At 70.6% G+C, this 17,892-nt stretch carries 15 protein-coding genes; 3 read left to right on the forward strand and 12 right to left on the reverse strand.

The features are described 5' to 3' along the window. Positions 1–44 precede the first annotated feature (44 nt). From VZF99_RS06875 to VZF99_RS06900, 6 genes are all read right to left on the reverse strand, one after another. Positions 45–1,034, reverse strand: a complete 990-nt coding sequence (locus VZF99_RS06875; RefSeq protein WP_120283109.1) for a TY-Chap domain-containing protein — start codon at positions 1,032–1,034, stop codon at positions 45–47. Positions 1,035–1,113: 79 nt separating this feature from the next. Continuing rightward, positions 1,114–1,929: an NUDIX hydrolase gene (locus VZF99_RS06880; RefSeq protein ID WP_067715878.1), complete on the reverse strand. Its 816-nt coding sequence runs from the start codon at positions 1,927–1,929 to the stop codon at positions 1,114–1,116. Positions 1,930–1,981: 52 nt separating this feature from the next. Then, the gene (locus tag VZF99_RS06885) at positions 1,982–2,602 is read right to left on the reverse strand and encodes a TetR/AcrR family transcriptional regulator (protein ID WP_067715815.1); all 621 of its coding nucleotides are present in this window, start codon (positions 2,600–2,602) and stop codon (positions 1,982–1,984) included. Beyond that, positions 2,599–3,057 (reverse strand): DUF3817 domain-containing protein, encoded by a 459-nt coding sequence (locus tag VZF99_RS06890; RefSeq protein ID WP_096905531.1) that lies wholly within the window; start codon positions 3,055–3,057, stop codon positions 2,599–2,601. The genes VZF99_RS06885 and VZF99_RS06890 overlap by 4 nt, the downstream gene beginning before the upstream one ends. Positions 3,058–3,142: 85 nt before the next feature. Next, positions 3,143–5,689 carry a DEAD/DEAH box helicase gene (locus VZF99_RS06895; protein WP_407335957.1) on the reverse strand — a complete coding sequence of 849 codons (2,547 nt, stop codon included), beginning with the start codon at positions 5,687–5,689 and terminating at the stop codon, positions 3,143–3,145. Between the two features lie 27 nt (positions 5,690–5,716). Then, on the reverse strand, positions 5,717–6,667 hold the full coding sequence (locus tag VZF99_RS06900; protein ID WP_069390205.1) for a proteasome assembly chaperone family protein: 951 nt from the start codon (positions 6,665–6,667) through the stop codon (positions 5,717–5,719). A gap of 286 nt (positions 6,668–6,953) precedes the next feature. Between VZF99_RS06900 and VZF99_RS06905 the strand changes: the two genes are divergently transcribed. Next, positions 6,954–8,111: a DUF4192 family protein gene (locus VZF99_RS06905; protein ID WP_407335958.1), complete on the forward strand. Its 1,158-nt coding sequence runs from the start codon at positions 6,954–6,956 to the stop codon at positions 8,109–8,111. Positions 8,112–8,122: 11 nt separating this feature from the next. On the opposite strand, the gene galE is transcribed toward VZF99_RS06905, so the two are convergent. Continuing rightward, on the reverse strand, positions 8,123–9,103 hold the full coding sequence (gene galE, locus VZF99_RS06910; protein ID WP_069390204.1) for a UDP-glucose 4-epimerase GalE: 981 nt from the start codon (positions 9,101–9,103) through the stop codon (positions 8,123–8,125). After that, positions 9,100–9,789 (reverse strand): iron dependent repressor, metal binding and dimerization domain protein, encoded by a 690-nt coding sequence (locus VZF99_RS06915; protein ID WP_407335959.1) that lies wholly within the window; start codon positions 9,787–9,789, stop codon positions 9,100–9,102. The genes galE and VZF99_RS06915 overlap by 4 nt, the downstream gene beginning before the upstream one ends. Positions 9,790–10,018: 229 nt before the next feature. Here VZF99_RS06915 and VZF99_RS06920 point away from each other — a divergent pair, with 229 nt between their 5' ends. Then, complete coding sequence (locus tag VZF99_RS06920) at positions 10,019–11,251, forward strand: acetoin utilization protein AcuC (protein WP_407335960.1); 1,233 nt, start codon at positions 10,019–10,021, stop codon at positions 11,249–11,251. Between the two features lie 57 nt (positions 11,252–11,308). Then, on the forward strand, positions 11,309–14,059 hold the full coding sequence (locus VZF99_RS06925; RefSeq protein ID WP_120283116.1) for a GNAT family N-acetyltransferase: 2,751 nt from the start codon (positions 11,309–11,311) through the stop codon (positions 14,057–14,059). 178 nt (positions 14,060–14,237) lie between these two features. Here the strand turns inward: VZF99_RS06925 and VZF99_RS06930 are convergent, their stop codons facing one another. The 4 genes from VZF99_RS06930 to VZF99_RS06945 form a co-directional block, all read right to left on the reverse strand. Beyond that, positions 14,238–15,206, reverse strand: a complete 969-nt coding sequence (locus VZF99_RS06930) for a sigma-70 family RNA polymerase sigma factor (protein ID WP_096905525.1) — start codon at positions 15,204–15,206, stop codon at positions 14,238–14,240. 162 nt (positions 15,207–15,368) lie between these two features. Beyond that, positions 15,369–15,806 carry a D-aminoacyl-tRNA deacylase gene (gene dtd, locus VZF99_RS06935; RefSeq protein WP_067715834.1) on the reverse strand — a complete coding sequence of 146 codons (438 nt, stop codon included), beginning with the start codon at positions 15,804–15,806 and terminating at the stop codon, positions 15,369–15,371. Next, entirely contained in the window at positions 15,803–17,398 is a 1,596-nt protein-coding gene (locus VZF99_RS06940) for a methyltransferase (protein WP_407335961.1), read from the reverse strand. The genes dtd and VZF99_RS06940 overlap by 4 nt, the downstream gene beginning before the upstream one ends. Next, on the reverse strand, positions 17,395–17,835 hold the full coding sequence (locus tag VZF99_RS06945) for a DUF3099 domain-containing protein (RefSeq protein ID WP_132063283.1): 441 nt from the start codon (positions 17,833–17,835) through the stop codon (positions 17,395–17,397). Before VZF99_RS06945 ends, VZF99_RS06940 begins: the two co-directional genes overlap by 4 nt. Positions 17,836–17,892: the final 57 nt, after the last annotated feature.

Consider the following 17,892-nt stretch of genomic DNA (forward strand, 5'->3'; position numbering starts at 1 on the left):
TGTGGCGGGATCGTGCGCCGGGCCGGTCCCGGCAGTCCCTGATCCTACGGCCCGTCGGGGTCGGGGTCATCGGAGGCTCGCAGGTCCCGCGAGTGTTTGCCCGCGACCCGGCGTACGAGGTCCGGGTAGACGTCATCGAGCTCCGCGGAGATCTCGGCCAGCTGGATCTTGAAGTTGACCGGCACGAACACCCGGTCGACGAACTCCGACTCGGCGGTGATCGCCTCGCCGTCGAAGACGTACCGGCACCACAAGGAGTCGCGGTTGAGGATCGCGACCTCGGTCTCCGCGGCGGCCGCGTCCTCCACCGCCGACACCAGCGGACTGCGGAACACTATGAGCGGCAGGGAACGGTGCGCGCGCACGAAGAGCAGGACGCACCCGGCGGGGACGGTGAAGACATCGTGCTCGTCGGCCCGGACACGCCGCCGGTAGACCTCGGTGAGGGCCGCTTCCACAGCCCGGGTCGCCTGGTCCGGATCGGTGATCGGCTGCGGGCGGAAGTCATCCTCGCCGCCCGGCGGGCTCCCGGCGTCGGACGGGTCCCCGTCCGGAGCCCCGGGCTCGACCGGACGCGCGCCGACGACGTCATCCGGATCGGAGTCGGTGACATCGTGCAGGAACACCGGGTGTCGGATCCCGAACACCTGTTCCAGGGTCCCGGCGACGAGGTGGGACAGCTCGCGGGCCCGGTCCGTCGTCAGGCTGACACGTGGGCCGGCGGCGGGATCCGGTTCACGACCCGTGTCGGCGGCCTGCCATCCGAGGGCCGAGAGCTGCGCCAGTTGCGCGGGGCTCAGGGGGGTGGGGGTGTCCTCAGAACCGCCGCCGGAGACCTCGGCGTCGACCCGCCCGGAGGCGACGGCGGTGAACCGGATGTACGGCGTGTGCGCGGAGGGCGCACCGAGGACGGGTACCGCCAGGTCGAAGATCGCGCCGGGGACCAGGTCGCGCAGGAGATCGGCCAGGTGGGAGGCGAAACGGTCCCACCCGGCCGCGATCGACGCGTCCACGTCGAACTCGAATGCCGGCATGCAAGGCAGTCAACCACCGAGCCACCGTCTCCGTGAGCGGTTCGACAGGGTCCGGCGCACGGGTCCCGGCGCGCGCCGATCAGTTCCCGGTCGGCGGATGCCCTGCCTGATAGTCCGACCAGTACTCGTCGGAGCCGTCGAACCCGACCCTGATGCCGCCGCGGTGCTCGATGATCTCCGGTTGGATCGGCGCGATGGTCCGGGACGCGGCCAGTGCGGAGTCGACGTCCGCGAACTCGGCGAGGTGGCGTAGCTGGGTCCAGGTGGGCGGCAGCAGCATCGAGTGGCCCGTACGGAAGTCCGCCAGCAGGTCCACGGGGCGGGCCCACATGGTCAGGTCCACCTCGGTGGTCAGGTCGTCCGGCTCCTGCCCGCCTGGCAGTGCGGCGAGGAAGAACCGGGTGTCGTACCGGCGCTTCTCGACCTCGGGAGTGATCCAGTGGTCGAACGGACGGAGACGGCCGGCGGCCAGCGAGAGCTCCTCCCGCTCCAGGAAGCCGCTGAACGACAATTCGTGGGCTTCGAGCTCGGCACGGGCCGAGTGGTACCTGCCGGCATCCGAGACCGCGGCTCCGTCGAGGTGATCCGCCAACAGGACACCGCACTCCTCGAACGTCTCCCGGGCGGCGGCGCAGACCAGCCGGCGGGCCCGCGGCTCGTCGCACCCGAGGCGCTCGGCCCACCAGGTGGGGGCCGGGCCCGTCCACGCGAGGTCGGGGTCGTCGTCGGCGGCGTCCACCCCTCCACCCGGGAAGACGGTCATCCCACCGGCGAACGCCATACCCTTGACGCGGCGGGCGACGAACACCTCCGGGCCGGCGGTGGAATCGCGGATCACCATCACGGTGGAGGCGTCCTTGACGGGGCGGGCGGTGCTCTGGTCAACCTCGGTCATGCTGTCAGTCTCGCCCGACGCGGTGGCGCGCCCCACACCGGGGTGGGTGTGGTCAGTCGGAACCCGTGGCGGCCGGAGGCAGGACGCCGTAGAGCACGTGGCGGACCTGCTCGGTGACAGTCCCGCGGCTGTCGCTGACGGGGGAGCGCTCCACCCCGCACCGCACGATGGTCATGTAGAGCACGTCGAACACGGTCTGGGCCGGACCGGCGAGGTCGTCCGCGGTCGCGGAAGTGCCCGAGTGACCTGCGAGGACGCCGGCGATGAGGTCGCGAAGCTCTCCGAGGATGCGTTGCGCCTCCGCGCGGTGCGGCCCGGGCTCCCCGAACAGCGTCTCGCGGTGGTACGCCGCGATGTTCTCCGGCTGCCTGTCGAGCGCCACCAGGAGAGGTTCGCACAGGGTGACGAGATCGTTCACCGGGTCGCCGGTGGCCGGGACGGTCTCGACCATCGCGCGAAACTCGTCGTTGGCGACCATGCACAACAGTTCGCCCTTGGACTGCGCGTACCGGAACAGCGTCCCCGTCCCGACCTCGGCCAGATCGGCGACCTCCTGGGTGGTCACCGAGGAGTAGCCGCGACGGGTGAACAGGTCGCGGGCGGCCGCGTGGATGCGCCGCTGCTTGTCGGCCTTGTTCAACTCCCGGCGGCCGGGTTCGCGGGTGGGGGTCACGAGAACCACTCGGTCGGCGGGCCGGCCATCAGCAACAGCGAGAACACGATCGCCACCACGACGAGCGTCGCCACCAACGCGAGGGCGGGCGACCGCACCGCGAAGGCCAGCACGCGCTCCGGGAGCGTACGCGGGGCGTCGCCCTCCGGGCCGACCCGCCACGGGCCGTCGAGCAGTCCACGACGCTCCACCGACCGCTCGAACGGGACGGTCGCATAGGGGATCACGGCGGAGGCCAGACCGAGGACACCGGTCCCTGCGGTCCACCGCTTGTCGGTCCAGACCGCGACGGTGGCCACCGCGTAGCAGAGGAACACGAACCCGTGGACGCTGCCGCCGACCATGGTCGCCCAGTCGAATCCCAAGCCGTACTTGCCGATCATGCCCAGGATCAGGAGCGTCCAGGTGACCACCTCCGCGAGCGCGAGTCTCTTGTACAGGATGCGGGGGGTCACAACTGTCCTCCATCGATCGGGTCGGGGTTCGTCGCACATGCTACGGACCCGGGCCGCGCGGGTAGGTTCCAGGTCGGGGGCGGGTTCACCCGTGGAGGGCGAGTGAGGCGAAACGCACCTCGCCCGCCTCGTCGCAGGCCGCCAGGTCCACCACACCCTCGATCGCCCAACCGTGGTCGCCCTCCGGGTCGTCGAGCACCTGCCGGACCCGCCACGTATTGGTCTCCACGCCGGGGCCCGACTCGGTGACCGTGAACAGTGCGGGGCCACGGGCCGCCGGACCGGTTCCGATGGCGTCGTACTCGTCCCAGTAGGCGTCGATCTCCGTGTCCCAGTCGGGGTGGTCGGGAACGTCGGCGTCAAGTTCCGCCAACCGCTCGATGTCGTCGCGCGAGAGCAGTTCGACGCGGCGGAACATCGCGTTGCGCACCATCACGCGGAACGCGCGCCTGTTCGCGGTGACGGGCCTGGTGTTCCCGGCGGACTCACCGAACGCGAGCTCCGCGACCTGGGCGGACGACAGATCCGGGTCGGTGAGGAGCTCCCACTCGTCCAGCAGGCTCGAGTCCACCTGTCGGACCAGTTCGCCCAGCCACTCGACCAGGTCCTCGAACTCCTCGGAGCGTCGGTCGGCGGGGACGGTCTGGCGCAGTGCCCGGTAGGCGTCGGTGAGGTAGCGCAGGACGGCTCCCTCGGAGCGGCCGAGCCCGTAGGCCGAGACGAGGTCCGAGAACGTCATGCCCCGTTCGACCATCTCCCGGATGACCGATTTCGGTGACGGTTCGATCCCGGCGACCCACGGATGCCCTGCGCGGTAGGCGTCGTAGGCGTCGGCGATGAGGTCCCCGAGCGGCTTGGGCCACGAGATGTCCTCGACCAACTCCATGCGCTCGGAGTACTCGACCCCGTCGGCCTTGAGCGCCCCGATCGCCTCCCCACGGGCCTGGCGCTGCTGGGCGTACAGGATCGGCCGGGGATCGTCGAGCACGGCCTCGATCACCGAGACCAGGTCCAGCTCGGGGGTGGGGGACTCCGGGTCGAGCACCTCCATCGCAGCGATCGCGAACGGCGCCAGCGGCTGGTTCAGCGCGAAATCCCGTTGGAGGTCCACCGTCAGCCGGACGTGCCGCCCGTCGCCGTCGGGCTCCGGGAGCCGTTCCACGATCCCGGCGGCCTCCAGTCCGCGGAACAGCTCGATCGCGCGGAGCACGTGCCGACGTACCCGCGCGCGGGTCTCGTGCGAGGACAACAGCAGGTGCCGCATGTGGTCGTAGCAACTGCCGGGTCGGGAGATGATGTTGAGCAGCATCGAGTTGCTCACCTCGAAGCGACTGGTCAGTTGCTCCGGCTGCGCGCCGACGAGCTTGTCGAAGGTCGACCGGGACCAGTTGACGAACCCCTCGGGGGGCTTCTTCTTGCCCGCCTTGGCCTTCTTCTTGGGGTTGGCGGCGGCCTTCGCGGCGGCCTTGGCGTTCTCGATCTCGTGCTCGGGGGCGAGCACCACCACGAACCCCTCGGTGTCGAACCCGGCCCGACCGGCACGGCCCGCGATCTGGTGGAACTCGCGGGCCTTGAGGACCCGCTGACGACGGCCGTCGAACTTGGTCAGGCCGGTGAACAGCACGGTCCGGATGGGCACGTTGATCCCGACGCCGAGGGTGTCCGTACCGCAGATGACGGTGAGCAGGCCGTCCTGCGCCAGCCGCTCCACCAGCCGCCGGTATTTGGGGAGCATGCCCGCGTGGTGGACGCCGATCCCGTGGAGCAGGAGTTTGCGCAGGGTGCGGCCGAACGCGGTGCTGAACCGGAACCCGCCGATCTCCTCGGAGACCGCGGCCTTGCGCTCCTTGGTCGCCACCGAGAGCGAGGTCAACGCCTGGGCCTGTTCGAGTGCGGCGGCCTGGGTGAAGTGGACGATGTAGACGGGGGCCTTGCCGTCACGGAGGAGCAGTTCCACCGTCTCGTGGACGCCGCTGAGCTCGTACTCGAACGACAGGGGGACGGGGCGTTCGGTGCCGCCGATGTGCACGCACTCCCGACCCGTGCGCCGACGCAGGTCCTCCCGCAACCAGTCGACGTCCCCGAGCGTCGCGGACATGAGCAGAAACTGCGTGTCGGGCAGTTCGATGAGCGGCACCTGCCAGGCCCACCCGCGGTCCGGCTCGGAGTAGTAGTGGAACTCGTCCATCACCACCTGGCCGATGTCGGCGGCCGACCCCTCTCGCAGGGCGATGTTGGCGACGATCTCGGCGGTGGCGCAGACGATGGGGGCGTCGGCGTTGACCGAGGCGTCGCCGGTGAGCATGCCCACGTTCTCGGCGCCGAAGACCTCGCACAGGGCGAAGAACTTCTCGCTGACGAGCGCCTTGATGGGGGCGGTGTAGTAGCTGCGGACACCTCGTGCCATCGCCGAGAAGTGGGCCCCCAGTGCCACGAGGGACTTGCCGGAGCCTGTGGGGGTGGCCAGGATCACGTGGCTGCCGGCGGCGATCTCGAGGACGGCTTCCTCCTGCGCCGGGTACGGCGTGAGCCCCCGGTCGGCGGCCCACGCCACGAACGCGTCGAACACCGCCTCGTCGTGCAGGTCGGCGGGGACGTCGTCGAGGTCGGCGAGGAGGTGGGGCAGATGCACCGGTCCGAGCCTAGTCGCCGGGGTCGGTCAGCCGTTCATCTCCGGGCCCCGGCCCGACCCGTCGTCCTCGGCCTGCTGGGCCAGGAACCGCTCGAACTCGGCACCGATCTCGTCGCCGGAGGGCAACGGCTTGCCGCCGGGGTTGAGTGAATCGGAGCCCAGCCGCGTCTCCATGAACTGGTCGTACTGCTTCTCCATGAGCTCGACGGCGGTGAGGACCTCGTGGTTGTTCTCGATCTGCGCGTTGACCTGCGCGGTGAACTCCTCGGCGGCCTTCTCCAGTCCGGTGGTCGGCAGCTCGAGGTCCGCGAGCCGCGAGACGTTGTCGACGAGGTTGAGCACCGCCGCGGGGTACGCGGTCTGGGACAGGTACTGGGGGACGTGCACGGTGAAGCCCGCGGACGGGATCCCGTGCTCGGCCATCCGCAGCTCGAGCAGTGAGGTCACGTTGCCGGGCACGGAGAACTCGCCGGGCCAGGCGGTGAACCCCTGGATGAGGTCCACATCACTGGCGTGGGCGCTGGAGTTGGTCGGCCGGGTGTGCGGCACGCCCAGCGGCATGGCCCCGAGTCCGATCGACATGCGGACGCCGAAGGTGGCGGCCAGATCGATCACGGAGTTGGTGAAACCGTCCCACTTCAGGTCGGGTTCGAGGCCCGAGAGCAACAGGAACGACGTGCCGTCGGTGGCCTTGACGGCGTGCAGTTGGATCGTCGGCTGGTCGTACTCGGAGAACCGATCGAACGAGTATTTCAGGTGGGGGCGGCGGGACCGGTAGTCCACCAGCTCGTCGACGTCGAACTCGACGATCAGCTGCGAGTCCAGGGTTTCGCGGAGGTGTTCGGCCACGCCCTGGATCGCCTGGCCGGCATCCGAGAACCCCTCGAGTCCGTGCACGAGGACCGGCCCGCGGCCGTCCTCAGAACGCAGGTCGGGAACGGGTTCGATCATTCGGTACAGATCGCTGTGCCTGGCCATGTCGACTCCTCTCGTCACCACACCCCGTCCGTCGGGAGTACGGGGTCGCCCGGTCGTCCATCCGGGACGGGGTTCACAACTGTGACAACGACACCGCGCCCGGGTTGATTCCCCGGTGGCGGTGCCCCTGCCGTTCCCCACAGGTCGTCCCCCTCTCCACAGGCGGGGCGCGACAGGACGCCCGCAGGCCTCCGGTGGCCGACCACGTGCCCGATGGTGAGACCGGTGCACGGCACCTGCGGGCCGGGACCCGGGCGGGGCCCAGGACGCGCGAGACAGGAGACGGATGAGGACGATGACGACCGGCGAGATGATCGACGATGACGGGGCGGACGGACGGGCGACGGTGGTGATCTCCTCGCCGGAGGAGTTGATCGCCTCCATACCGGCGATGCTCGGGTTCCCACCGGGCCGGGGGTCGGTGGTGGTGCTGTGCGGCGAGACGGCCGACGGCGGGCAGGGGCCGGTGGTCCGTATGGATGTCGACGGGTTGCTGGGGGCGGGACGGGGCGACCCCGATGACGACGAGTTGCTCGACGGTGACGACGACGTGGACGGTTATCACGACGGCGGTCCCGACGACGCTTCCGTGGGGCGCTCGAACCCGGCTGTCGATCCCGGTCCCGCGCGCGGGTTGGCGCAGTTCTGCGCGCGGGAGGGGATCGGGTCGGTGCATCTGGTCGTGGTGCACGAGGACTGCGTGGAGGACTACCACGCGGGCTTGCGGGCGGAGGACGCCGCATCGGCGTTCGAGTACTGGCTGGGTGTCGCGGGCACAGAGGTCGCGGCGGCCTACGGCGTCGGCGAGTTCGCCGAGGGCGCACCGTGGGTGGACCTGTTCGGGATGGTCCGTGGGGTCCAACTCGGTCCCGACTCGACGCAGATCGCCGCGGTCCACGCGTACGGTGGCCGGGTCCGGGCCGGCTCGCGGGACGAGATAGACCGGATGTACCTCGTGCGGGACGCGGACGCCTGCGACGAGGATCCCCACGAGTCGGGGCCGCCGCGGGTGGACGGGGCCCGTCGGGTGGCGGAGGCGGTGGTGGCCGAGGCGGTCGAGCGTCACGACGACGCCGCACGTCGACTGGAGGTGGGGGAGAGTGTCGACGACGACGAGCTCGCCGGAATCGGCCGGGACCTGCTCGTCATCGCGGTTCGGGACGAGATCTACCGGCGGCTGGCCCAGCGGGGTCTGGGCGACGGCGACGGCCGACGTCTCGTGTGGTGGGCGGTCGCGCGCCGGAGGCCGGGGCGCGAACGCTCGGTGGCGCTCCTGCTACTCGGCGCCGCGGCCTACTTCGACGGTAGCGGGGTGCATGCCTGGTCGGCCCTGTCGGCGGCCCTGGACGCCGACGCCGGCAACTCCCTCGCCCGGCTCCTGATCGACAGCCTGCACGCGGGCCTGTCTCCGGAACGGCTCAGGCAGGTGGCCGCGGCCGCCTGAGCCGCTCCGGGTCAGCGCGGAGCCGAGTGCGCGCGGTCGCCGAGCGCCTCGGTGAACGCCCAGGCGTCCTCGACGACCGTACGCAGGTCGGTGCGGGAGGGGTTCCACCCGAGTTCGGCGATCGCCCGGGCGCTGGAGGCCACGAGCACCGCCGGGTCGCCGGCGCGACGTGGGGCGACGACGTCGGGGATGGGATGTCCGGTGACCTCCCGGCACACGTCGATGACCTCACGGACGGAAAACCCCTCACCGCTGCCCAGGTTGAGCACCCGGTGGGTGCCGGGAGTGTTGGTCTCCAGCGCCAGCAGATGGGCGTCGGCGAGGTCGGCGACGTGGATGTAGTCGCGGATGCACGTGCCATCGGGGGTGGGCCAGTCGTCACCGAAGACCTTGATATCGGCGCGATGGCCGAGCGCGACCTGCAGCACGAGCGGGATGAGGTGGGTCTCCACGACCCGGTTCTCGCCCGCACCGTGATAGGCCCCGGCGACGTTGAAGTAGCGCAGGCTGGTCGCGGCGAGACCGTACGCGGTGGCGTACGACGTGATGGCGTGATCGATCGCGAGTTTGGTGGCCCCGTAGGTGTTGGTCGGACGCGTGGGCATGTCCTCGGTGATGGGGACCTGCTCGGGCTCGCCGTAGGTGGCGGCGGTGGAGGAGAACACCAGGTTGCCCACCCCGGACTCACGCATCGCGTCGAGGAGGGCCAGGGACGTGACGACGTTGCCCTGCCAGTACTCCCCGGGCTTCTCGACGGACTCGCCGACGAGGGAACGCGCGGCGAAGTGCAGGACACCGTCGAACGAGGAGTCGAGAACCTCCGGCGCGCGTACGGCCACGTCCCCCTCGACGAACGTCGCCCCCTCGGGAACCCCGTCCCGGTTACCCGTGGACAGGTCGTCGAGCACCACCACCTCGTGACCGCGCTCGATCAGGACCGTCGCGCAGACCCCGCCGACATACCCGGCGCCGCCGGTGACGAGCAGCTTCACGAGACGATCTCGACCTGGATCGCGTGGGCGTGGTCGCCGTCGAGTTCCACCGTGCGCCCCTCACCGGAGTCGAGCTCGACGAGGTGCCCGCGGCGGGTGGCGGTGACGGTTCTGAGCGGTTCGACGCCCGCGGCCCGGAGCTCGGAGATCAGTTCCGTGTCGATCTGCACGTTCTCACCGATCGCCCGGATCCGGACCCGGTGGGCCACGTCGCTCTCCAGCGCCGAGAGCCTGATCTGGTTGGGGTCGTCGAGGGCGGAGGCGGGGTACCCGATCCGCTCCAGCCCGGGGATCGGGTTGCCGTAGGGAGAGGTCCGGGGGTCATCGAGGACCTCGATGAGCCGCCGCTCGACGTCGTCGCTCATCACGTGCTCCCAGCGGCACGCCTCGGCGTGGACCTTCTCGAGCTCCAGTCCGATCACGTCGACCAGGAGACGCTCGGCGAGGCGGTGCTTACGCATCACATCCACCGCGAGTTCCCTGCCCGTGGCGGTGAGCTGGAGATGCCGGTCGGGGGCCACGAGGACCAACCCGTCGCGCTCCATCCGCGCGACGGTCTGGCTCACGGTCGGCCCGCTCTGCTCGAGGCGCTCCGCGATCCTCGCCCGCAGCGGGATCACGCCTTCCTCCTCGAGCTCGTAAATGGTGCGGAGGTACATCTCGGTGGTGTCCACCAGGTCCTTCACGCTGCAGTCCTCCACGGTCGGATCGTCGATAGGTGTGCGACTCCCCGCAGGCGCGGGCGCCGTCAGGGTTCTGCCTCCGAGACTACCGTCGGGCCACCGACCGGGGTGGAGAGCGGACAATCGGGGGCCGGGCCCGGTGCCACACGCGTAGATTCACGGGTGACGTGCCCCACTGCTCGCTCGGGGTGCTCGGGCCGGGAACTACCCGGCCCACGGGAGGACGGTGGCTATGGCCGGGATCGGGGACGGCGTCGCGGCGAAGGTCGTGTGGAGTCCGTCATTGCTGGAGTACCGGCATTCCGCTGACCACCCGATGAGTCCACGGCGGCTCGATCTGACCATGTCCCTCGCGACCGAGCTCGGCGTCCTGCAGGGTGTCGAGATGCTGGACCCCGGGTCGGCCAGCGAGGACGAGCTACTGAGGGTCCACACCTCCCGCTACATCGACGCCGTCAAGGCCGCCGGCGACCTGCCGCCCGGTGAGCATGTCGGGATGAGCCACGGGCTCGGGACGGCCGACAACCCGACGTTCCCGGCGATGCACGAGGCCAGCGCGGCGGTCGCGGGCGGCACGCTGACGGCCGCCCGGGCCATCGCCAGCGGGGCCGCGACGCGTGCGGTCTCCGTCGCCGGGGGGATGCACCACGCCATGCCCGCTGCCGCCGCCGGGTTCTGCGTCTACAACGACGCGGCGGTGGCGATCAGCTGGTTGCTCGACAACGGGTACGACCGCGTCGCCTACGTCGACATCGACGTCCACCACGGGGACGGCGTCCAGACCGCGTTCTACGAGGACCCGCGGGTCCTGACGGTGTCCCTGCACCAGCACCCAGCCACCCTGTGGCCGTCCACCGGCTGGGCGTCGGAGACCGGTGTCGGCCGCGCGGAGGGCACCGCCGTCAACCTGGCGTACCTCCCCGCGGTCACCGATGATCTCTGGCTGCGGGGCTTCCACGCCGTGGTCCCCGGAGTGCTGCGGACGTTCGAACCCCAGATCATCGTCATGCAGGCCGGGTGCGACTCGCACCGTGAAGACCCGCTCGCCGACCTCTCGTTGACCGTCGACGGTCACCGGCAGTCGTATCTGGAGGTCGTGGCGCTGGCTGACGAACTCTGCGAAGGGAGACTCGTCGCGATCGGCGGGGGCGGCTACGAACTGGTGCGGGTGGTCCCGCGGTCGTGGACCCACCTCATCGCTGCCGTGCTGGGGGTCCCGCTCGACCCGGCGACCGCGATCCCGGACCAGTGGCGGGCCGCGGCCGGCAGGTTCACCGTCCCCGACCGCGTCCCGCAGACGATGGGGGACGGGGAGACCCCCGGCTACACCCCGTGGGAGCCCGCGGGATCCGATCGGGGGGTGGAGATGGATCGTTCGCTCGCCCGACTCGACCAGTCGATCCTCGACACCCGCCGCTCGGTCTACCCCCTGCTCGGACTCGACCCGGACGATCCCCGCGACTGACCGGCGGCGCTGCAACAGACTCATCGACCCCCTACCCCTCAGTCCCTGGAGGACCCCATGGCGCACCCCGGCGACCGCGAGACCGTTGACACGGTGACCGAGAACCCGACCGACGCCACCCCGGCGGTGGACCCACCCGAGCACGCGTCGACCGACACCTCCGTCGACGAGTACCCGGAGGGCTATCCCCACGAGTGGGCTGCGGACGTACTCGGATCCGACGGGCGGGCCGTGCGCGTGCGGCCGATCCTGCCCAACGACGCCGAGAAGATCTCCCGGTTCCACACCAGCCTGTCCGAGCGCACGCGCTACCTGCGTTACTTCGGATCGCACGATGTGCTGTCCGACCGTGAACTCGCCCGGATGACCAACATCGACTACCGCGACCGGATGGCGTTCGTCGCCGAGTTGGGCGCGGAGGTCATCGGCATGGCGATCTACGAGCGACTGCCGAACTCGACCTTCGCCGAGGTCGCGTTCACCATCTCCGACCAGCATCAGGGGCGTGGGCTGGGGTCGATCTTCCTCGAGCACCTGGCCGGCGCCGCGGCCGAATGCGGGATCGACCACTTCGAGGCCGAGGTGCTCTCCGAGAACCGGTCGATGATCCAGGTGTTCCGGCGGGCCGGGTACGAGATCTCCCGTTCGTTCGATGGGTCCACTCTCCACCTGGAGTTCGCGATCGACCCATCCGAGGCCTTGACCAATGTCCGGAACTCGCGGGAGGCGGCGGCGGAGGCACGGAGTCTGGCGCGTGTGCTCAACCCCAGTTCCGTCGCCGTGATCGGCGCCTCGGACCAGGTGGGCAAGATCGGGCACACGGTACTGCGCAACCTCATCGGCAACGGGTTCTCCGGTCCCGTGTACCCCGTCAATTCCGATGCCACGTCGGTTCAGTCCGTGCGCGCCTATCCGAGCGTCAGGGACATCCCGGATCCCGTCGACCTCGCGGTAGTGGCAGTACCGGCGGCGTCCATGTCGGAAGTCCTCGACGACTGCCTGTCGAAGGGCGTGTCGACCCTCGTCGTCATCTCCGCCGGGTTCTCGGACGTCGGCAGCGCCGGCGTCGTCTCCGAACGGCGTCTGGTCAGCGAGGCCCGCGCCCACGGGATGCGCGTGGTCGGCCCCAACGCGCTCGGGGTGATCAACACCTCACCCGACGTGCAGCTCAACGCGACCCTCGCAGAAGTCGTTCCGGGACCCGGCCGCACGGGGTTCTTCTGCCAGTCGGGTGCGCTCGGGATCGCCATCCTCGCCGCCGCGGCCCGACGTAGGCTCGGGCTGTCCACGTTCGTCTCCGCCGGTAACCGCGCCGATGTCTCCGGCAACGACCTGCTGCAGTACTGGGACACCGACACCGCCACCGAGGTGGTGCTGCTCTACCTGGAGAGCTTCGGTAACGCCCGCAAGTTCTCCCGGATCGCCCGGCGCGTGGCGCGCAACAAGCCGGTGGTGGTGGTCCGCCGAGCGGCCGACGATCTGGAGTCGGGCGTCGAGGGGCTGACGGCGAACGCCATCGGTGGACTGTTCCGCGACTCCGGCCTCATCCAGGTGGATTCCATCACGGACATGTTCGACACCGCCACGCTCCTGGCCTACCAACCGCTGCCCACGGGAGGTCGCCTCGGCATCGTCGGCAACTCCTCCGCGGTCGGACGCCTCGGCGGGGACTCCGCGCGTCAACAGGGCTTCACCGTGGCGCATTCGGTCGATCTGGGTGCCGGCGCGTCCCCGGAGGAGTTCCGCGAGGCGATCGCGGACGTCCTCGCACGTGACGAGGTCGACTCGGTCCTGACGGTGTTCGTCCCTCCGGTCGCGACGGAACCCGACGCCTATGCCGAGGCGATCCGTACCGCCGCGGGCGAGAGCAGCAAGCCCGTGGTGAGTACCTTCCTGGCGGGGGAAGGGCTGCCGGAGGGACTGACGGTGACCGACGAGTCCGGGGTGGCGGCGCGGGGCTCGATACCCTCCTACCCGTATCCCGAACGAGCGGTGTCCGCACTGGTGCGCGCCCGCCGGTACGCCGAGTGGCTCGACAAGCCGGCCGAGGAGCCCGCCGAGTACGAGGACATCGACCGCGCACGCGCGCGGGAGCTCGTGGACTCGCTCTGCCAGCTCCACGCCGGAACCGAGTCGTTCGAGCTCACGCAGGGCCAGGTCCGGGCCCTGTTGGAGTGCTACGGGATCGACATCGTCGACTACCGCGTCGTGACGGATGTCGACCAGGCCGTGATGGCCGCCGACGAGTTGGGCTACCCGGTGGCGGTCAAGGCGATGAGTGACCGGTGGCGGACCCGCAGCGATCAGTCCGGGGTGCGACTCGACCTCGTCGACTCTGCCGCGGTGCGGCATGCCTTCGCGTTCCTCCAGTCCACGACGGGCTCACGTTCCCTGCACGTGCAGAAGATGGCGACCAAGGGGGTCGCCGTGACCATCCGGGTCGCCGATCACCCGATCTTCGGCACCCTCATCTCGTTCGGACTGTCCGGGATGTTGTCGGATCTGCTGGCCGACCGGGCGTTCAGCACGCTGCCGATCTCACCCCGCGAGGCGGCCGCCCTGCTCGACCGGCCCCGGGCCGCAGCGCTCCTCGACGGGTATGCCGGGGACGCGCCTGTGGACCGTGACGCGTTGGTGGAGCTCATGGGGCGGGTTTCATGCCTGGTAGAGGACGTGCCGGAGATGCGGCGCCTGTCGGTGGACCCGGCGCTCGCCGGACCCGACGGTCTCGCGGTGCTCTACGCAACGGTCCGGCTGGGGCCGCCCCCCAGGTTCAGCGCCGACGAGGGGCCCCGCCGGCTGCGCTAGGCGCTGTGGTCGGCCCTGGACGGCACCGCGAAGGCCCCGCCCCTCCCGATCGGGGGAGGCGGGGCCCTGGGATTGCGACCTCACGGTGTGAAGGGCTCCGGGGAACCCGGCTCGCGTCTGATCGGGCGGCGTCCGATCGGGCAGCGTCTGATCGTGCGGCGTGCGATCCGGCGTCCGGTCAGACGGCGTAGGAGCGGAGCTTGTCCGCGCGACGACCCTCGCGGAGCTTGGCCATGACCTCGCGCTCGATCTGACGGACCCGCTCGCGCGACAGTCCGAAACGCTTGCCGATCTGGTCGAGGGTGCGGGGCTGGCCGTCGTCGAGACCGAAACGCAGCGTGATGACCTGCTGCTCGCGCTCCTCGAGGGTGGCCAGGACCGCGCGCACGTCGGAGTGCATCACATTGGTCACCACCGTGTTCTCGGCACTGGTGGCCTCGGCGTCCTCGATGAAGTCACCGAGCGGCGCCTCCTCGTCCGCGCCGACCGGCATGTCGAGGCTCACCGGGTCACGCGAATGGTCCAGCAGCTCCTCGATCTTGTGCGCGGGGATGCCCGACTCCTCGGCGAGTTCCTCGAGGGAGGCCTCACGGCCGAGCTGCTGGTGGAGTTCACGCTTGATCCGGGCGAGCTTGTTGACCTGCTCGACCAGGTGGACCGGCAGACGGATGGTGCGGGATTGATCGGCCATTCCGCGGGTGATCGCCTGACGGATCCACCAGGTGGCATAGGTGGAGAACTTGAAGCCCTTCGCGTAGTCGAACTTCTCCATCGCACGGATCAGGCCCAGGTTGCCCTCCTGGATGAGGTCCAGCAACGGCATGCCGCGGCCCGTGTAGCGCTTGGCCAGCGACACCACCAGGCGCAGGTTGGCCTCCAGCAGATGGGCGCGGGCGGCCTCACCTTCCGCGACGATCGCCTTGAGGTCGGCCTTGCGGACCGGACCCAGACGCTTCTTGGTCTCCAGCACGTGCTTGGCGTAGAGACCGGCCTCGATCCGCTTGGAGAGCTCGACCTCGTCCTCAGCGTTGAGCAGTGCCGTCTTGCCGATCCCGTTGAGGTAGACACGGACGAGGTCAGCGCTCGGGCTCTGGCCGTCCGGCCCCGCCTCCGTCCGACGGTCCGATCGGGTGGTGGCTGACGTCATGTCTCCTCCTCCTGCCTGGCCATGTGACGAGGCCGGCGTTCGGTTGCTGGTGGACGGATCAGGCGCGTGGCCGGGTCACGGTCACGTACCTCTACAACGACGGGGGTACCGGGAATGTTCCCGCGCCGATGATGTCGGTCACGATCCGTCGAGGAAACCCGCTCAGCCCGAGCCGGGGGTCTCCACCAGCAGCGTGAACGGGCCGTCGTTGACCGAATGGACCTGCATCATCGCGCCGAAGACTCCCGTGGCCACCTCGAGGCCGCGTTCGCGCAGACCGTGGACCACGGCGTCCACCACGGGTTCGGCCACCTCGCCCCGAGCCGCTCTCGACCACGACGGCCGCCTGCCCTTCGCGGTCGACCCCATGAGCGTGAACTGGCTGACGACCAGGACGGGGGCGCCCACCTCCGCGGCGCTGCGTTCCTCCCGCAGGATCCGCAGGTCCGAGATCTTGCGGACCATCGTGGCGACGTCGGTCTCGTCGTCGTCGTCCGACACCCCCAACAGGACCAGCAGTCCGGGGCGTGACAGGGCCCCGACGACCTCACCGTCCACCGTCACCGACGCCTCGGTGACCCGGGAGACGACGGCCCTCATCCCGCCGCCCCTGCGGCCACGGCCGCGGCGACCCCCGGGGGCAGGAGGCCTGGCATCCCCGCCGGGACGACGAACCCGTGGAGGAACAGGTCGGCGACCACCCGGCGGACGGGGTCGGCGAGGGCGTCGGGATCCTCCCCGGCACCGACCGCGGCGAGCACCACCAGGTCCTCCAACTGCAGCGCGCCCGTCCGCGCCCCACGCAGGACGCTCGCGGTGAGCGGATCGATCTCGTGGCGCCACCGGGCGCCGGTGACCCGCTCCACCACGACGGTGGACGAACCGGGGGAGCCGACCTCGTCCGGCCCGGCGGGGGCGAGGGATTCGGAGAGGTGGAGGTGGACGTCCGGCGACACTGTGAAGACCGTGGCATCGAGGGCGCGCTCCTGTCCGCCGTGTTGCTCCGCGGCCTCCCGCAGCCACGCCGTGCGCGCGAAGTAGGCCTCCGCCTCGTCACCGAGGCCGTCGCCGAACGGGTGCGTGAGGTCCTCGCACAGGACGGACGACGGCCCGTCGATCCGCCGGAGGTAGACGTAGCCGAACCCGATCCCGGCCACACCCTCCTCGGCGAAGTGGTCCAACCAGGCGTCCGCGGCCCTCGTGGTGGCCTCGTCGCGTGGGTCCATGCCCTCGTCGGTGAGCCAGGTCCACACGTAGAGGCCGGGGTCGGAGACGTCCCGCCGCACGATCCATGCGTCGACGCCCTCGGCCGGCACCCACGACGACACGTGGGCCCGCCAGTCCGAGTCCTCCCGCTCCACCCAGGACGCCAGCAAAACCGCGGTGCCACCGTCGGCCAGATGCTGCGGCGCGCCCGACACGACCGTCCGACTGGCACCGTCGAGCTTCAGGCCGGACTCGCGGTAGGAGTGCCCGGTCTCGGGCGGGCCCACCACGAACGGGGGATTGGCGACGATACGGTCGAACCGGCGCCCCGCCACGGGCTCGAACCACGGACCGTGCAGGAGCTCCGCACGCTGGCCGTTGATGGCCAGGGTGGCGGCCGCCAACTCGAGGCACCGAGGGGTGATATCGGTCCCGGTGACGGTTCGGGCGGACCCCGACGCGTGGACCATCTGGATCCCACACCCGGTGCCGAGATCCAGGACCGACCCGGTGGTGGACGAGGGCGTGACACGCAGCAGCGAGAGCGTCGCCTGCCCGACCCCCAGGACGTGGTCCGGCCGGGTCGTGGTGTGGACCATCGACCCGTCGACGTCCGCGAACACCCAGCGGGTCCCGTGCCCGGTGTCGACCGGACGCAGGTCGATCTCCGCACGCAGGGAGGCACCGTCGTCGATCGCGGTCCACAATCCGGCAGCGACGCCGTCCCGCACGTCGACCCCGGGCAGGGTCGCGGCGACCTCGGAGCGGGGGAGCGGATCGCCCAGGACGAACAGTCGCACCAGGGTCCCGACCCCCCTCGCGTCACGCGCGTGACGGCGGACCGTCGCGGCATCCGATCTGTCCAGGGCCGAGACCGCCTCGGGCCCCAGCGCGCGCTCCAGTCCCTCCACCGTGTAGTCGTGCCGCCGGAACGCCTCGGCCAGCGCGGGCGCGAGTTCGGCGAGGGTCGGGTTCGGGCTGCTCACGTGTCGAGGTCGCTCTCGTCGGCGGACGGGGTGGGATCGGGTGCGGCGTCGGGGGCGCTCGTGTCCCGGGGCGGTGAGTCCGTCCCGGTGAGCCCGGGTGGCAGCGCATACGGGATGTTCGACGACAGGCGACCCGCCGTGTAGGTGCGGGCCTGTCCCTTGGGCAGGGGAGGCCGGTCATTGGCCCCGATGACGGCGATCCACGGGATCGGGATGGACCCCGCCACGATCGCCAGGGCGATCCACGGGTTGTTCCAGAGGGCCAGCGACCCCGCCGCCAGGAAGAGCGCGGGGATCCGGATACTCATCAGCAGGAAGTAGCGCTTCTTCCGGGCCGCCAGCTCGTCGTGGTACGACTCGCGCGCGCCCGTGATGAGAACGGGCCTCGAGGTGTCGTCCCGTTCCCCGGATCGCTGACGGCGGAAGTCGGGTGCCATGGGGCCCAAGGTACTCCGGCGTTGGCGCCGCGACGCCCGGGTGCGGCATCATGAGGG

Origin of the sequence: Dietzia kunjamensis, assembly GCF_045689975.1 — a bacterium.
Lineage (GTDB): Bacteria > Actinomycetota > Actinomycetes > Mycobacteriales > Mycobacteriaceae > Dietzia > Dietzia kunjamensis.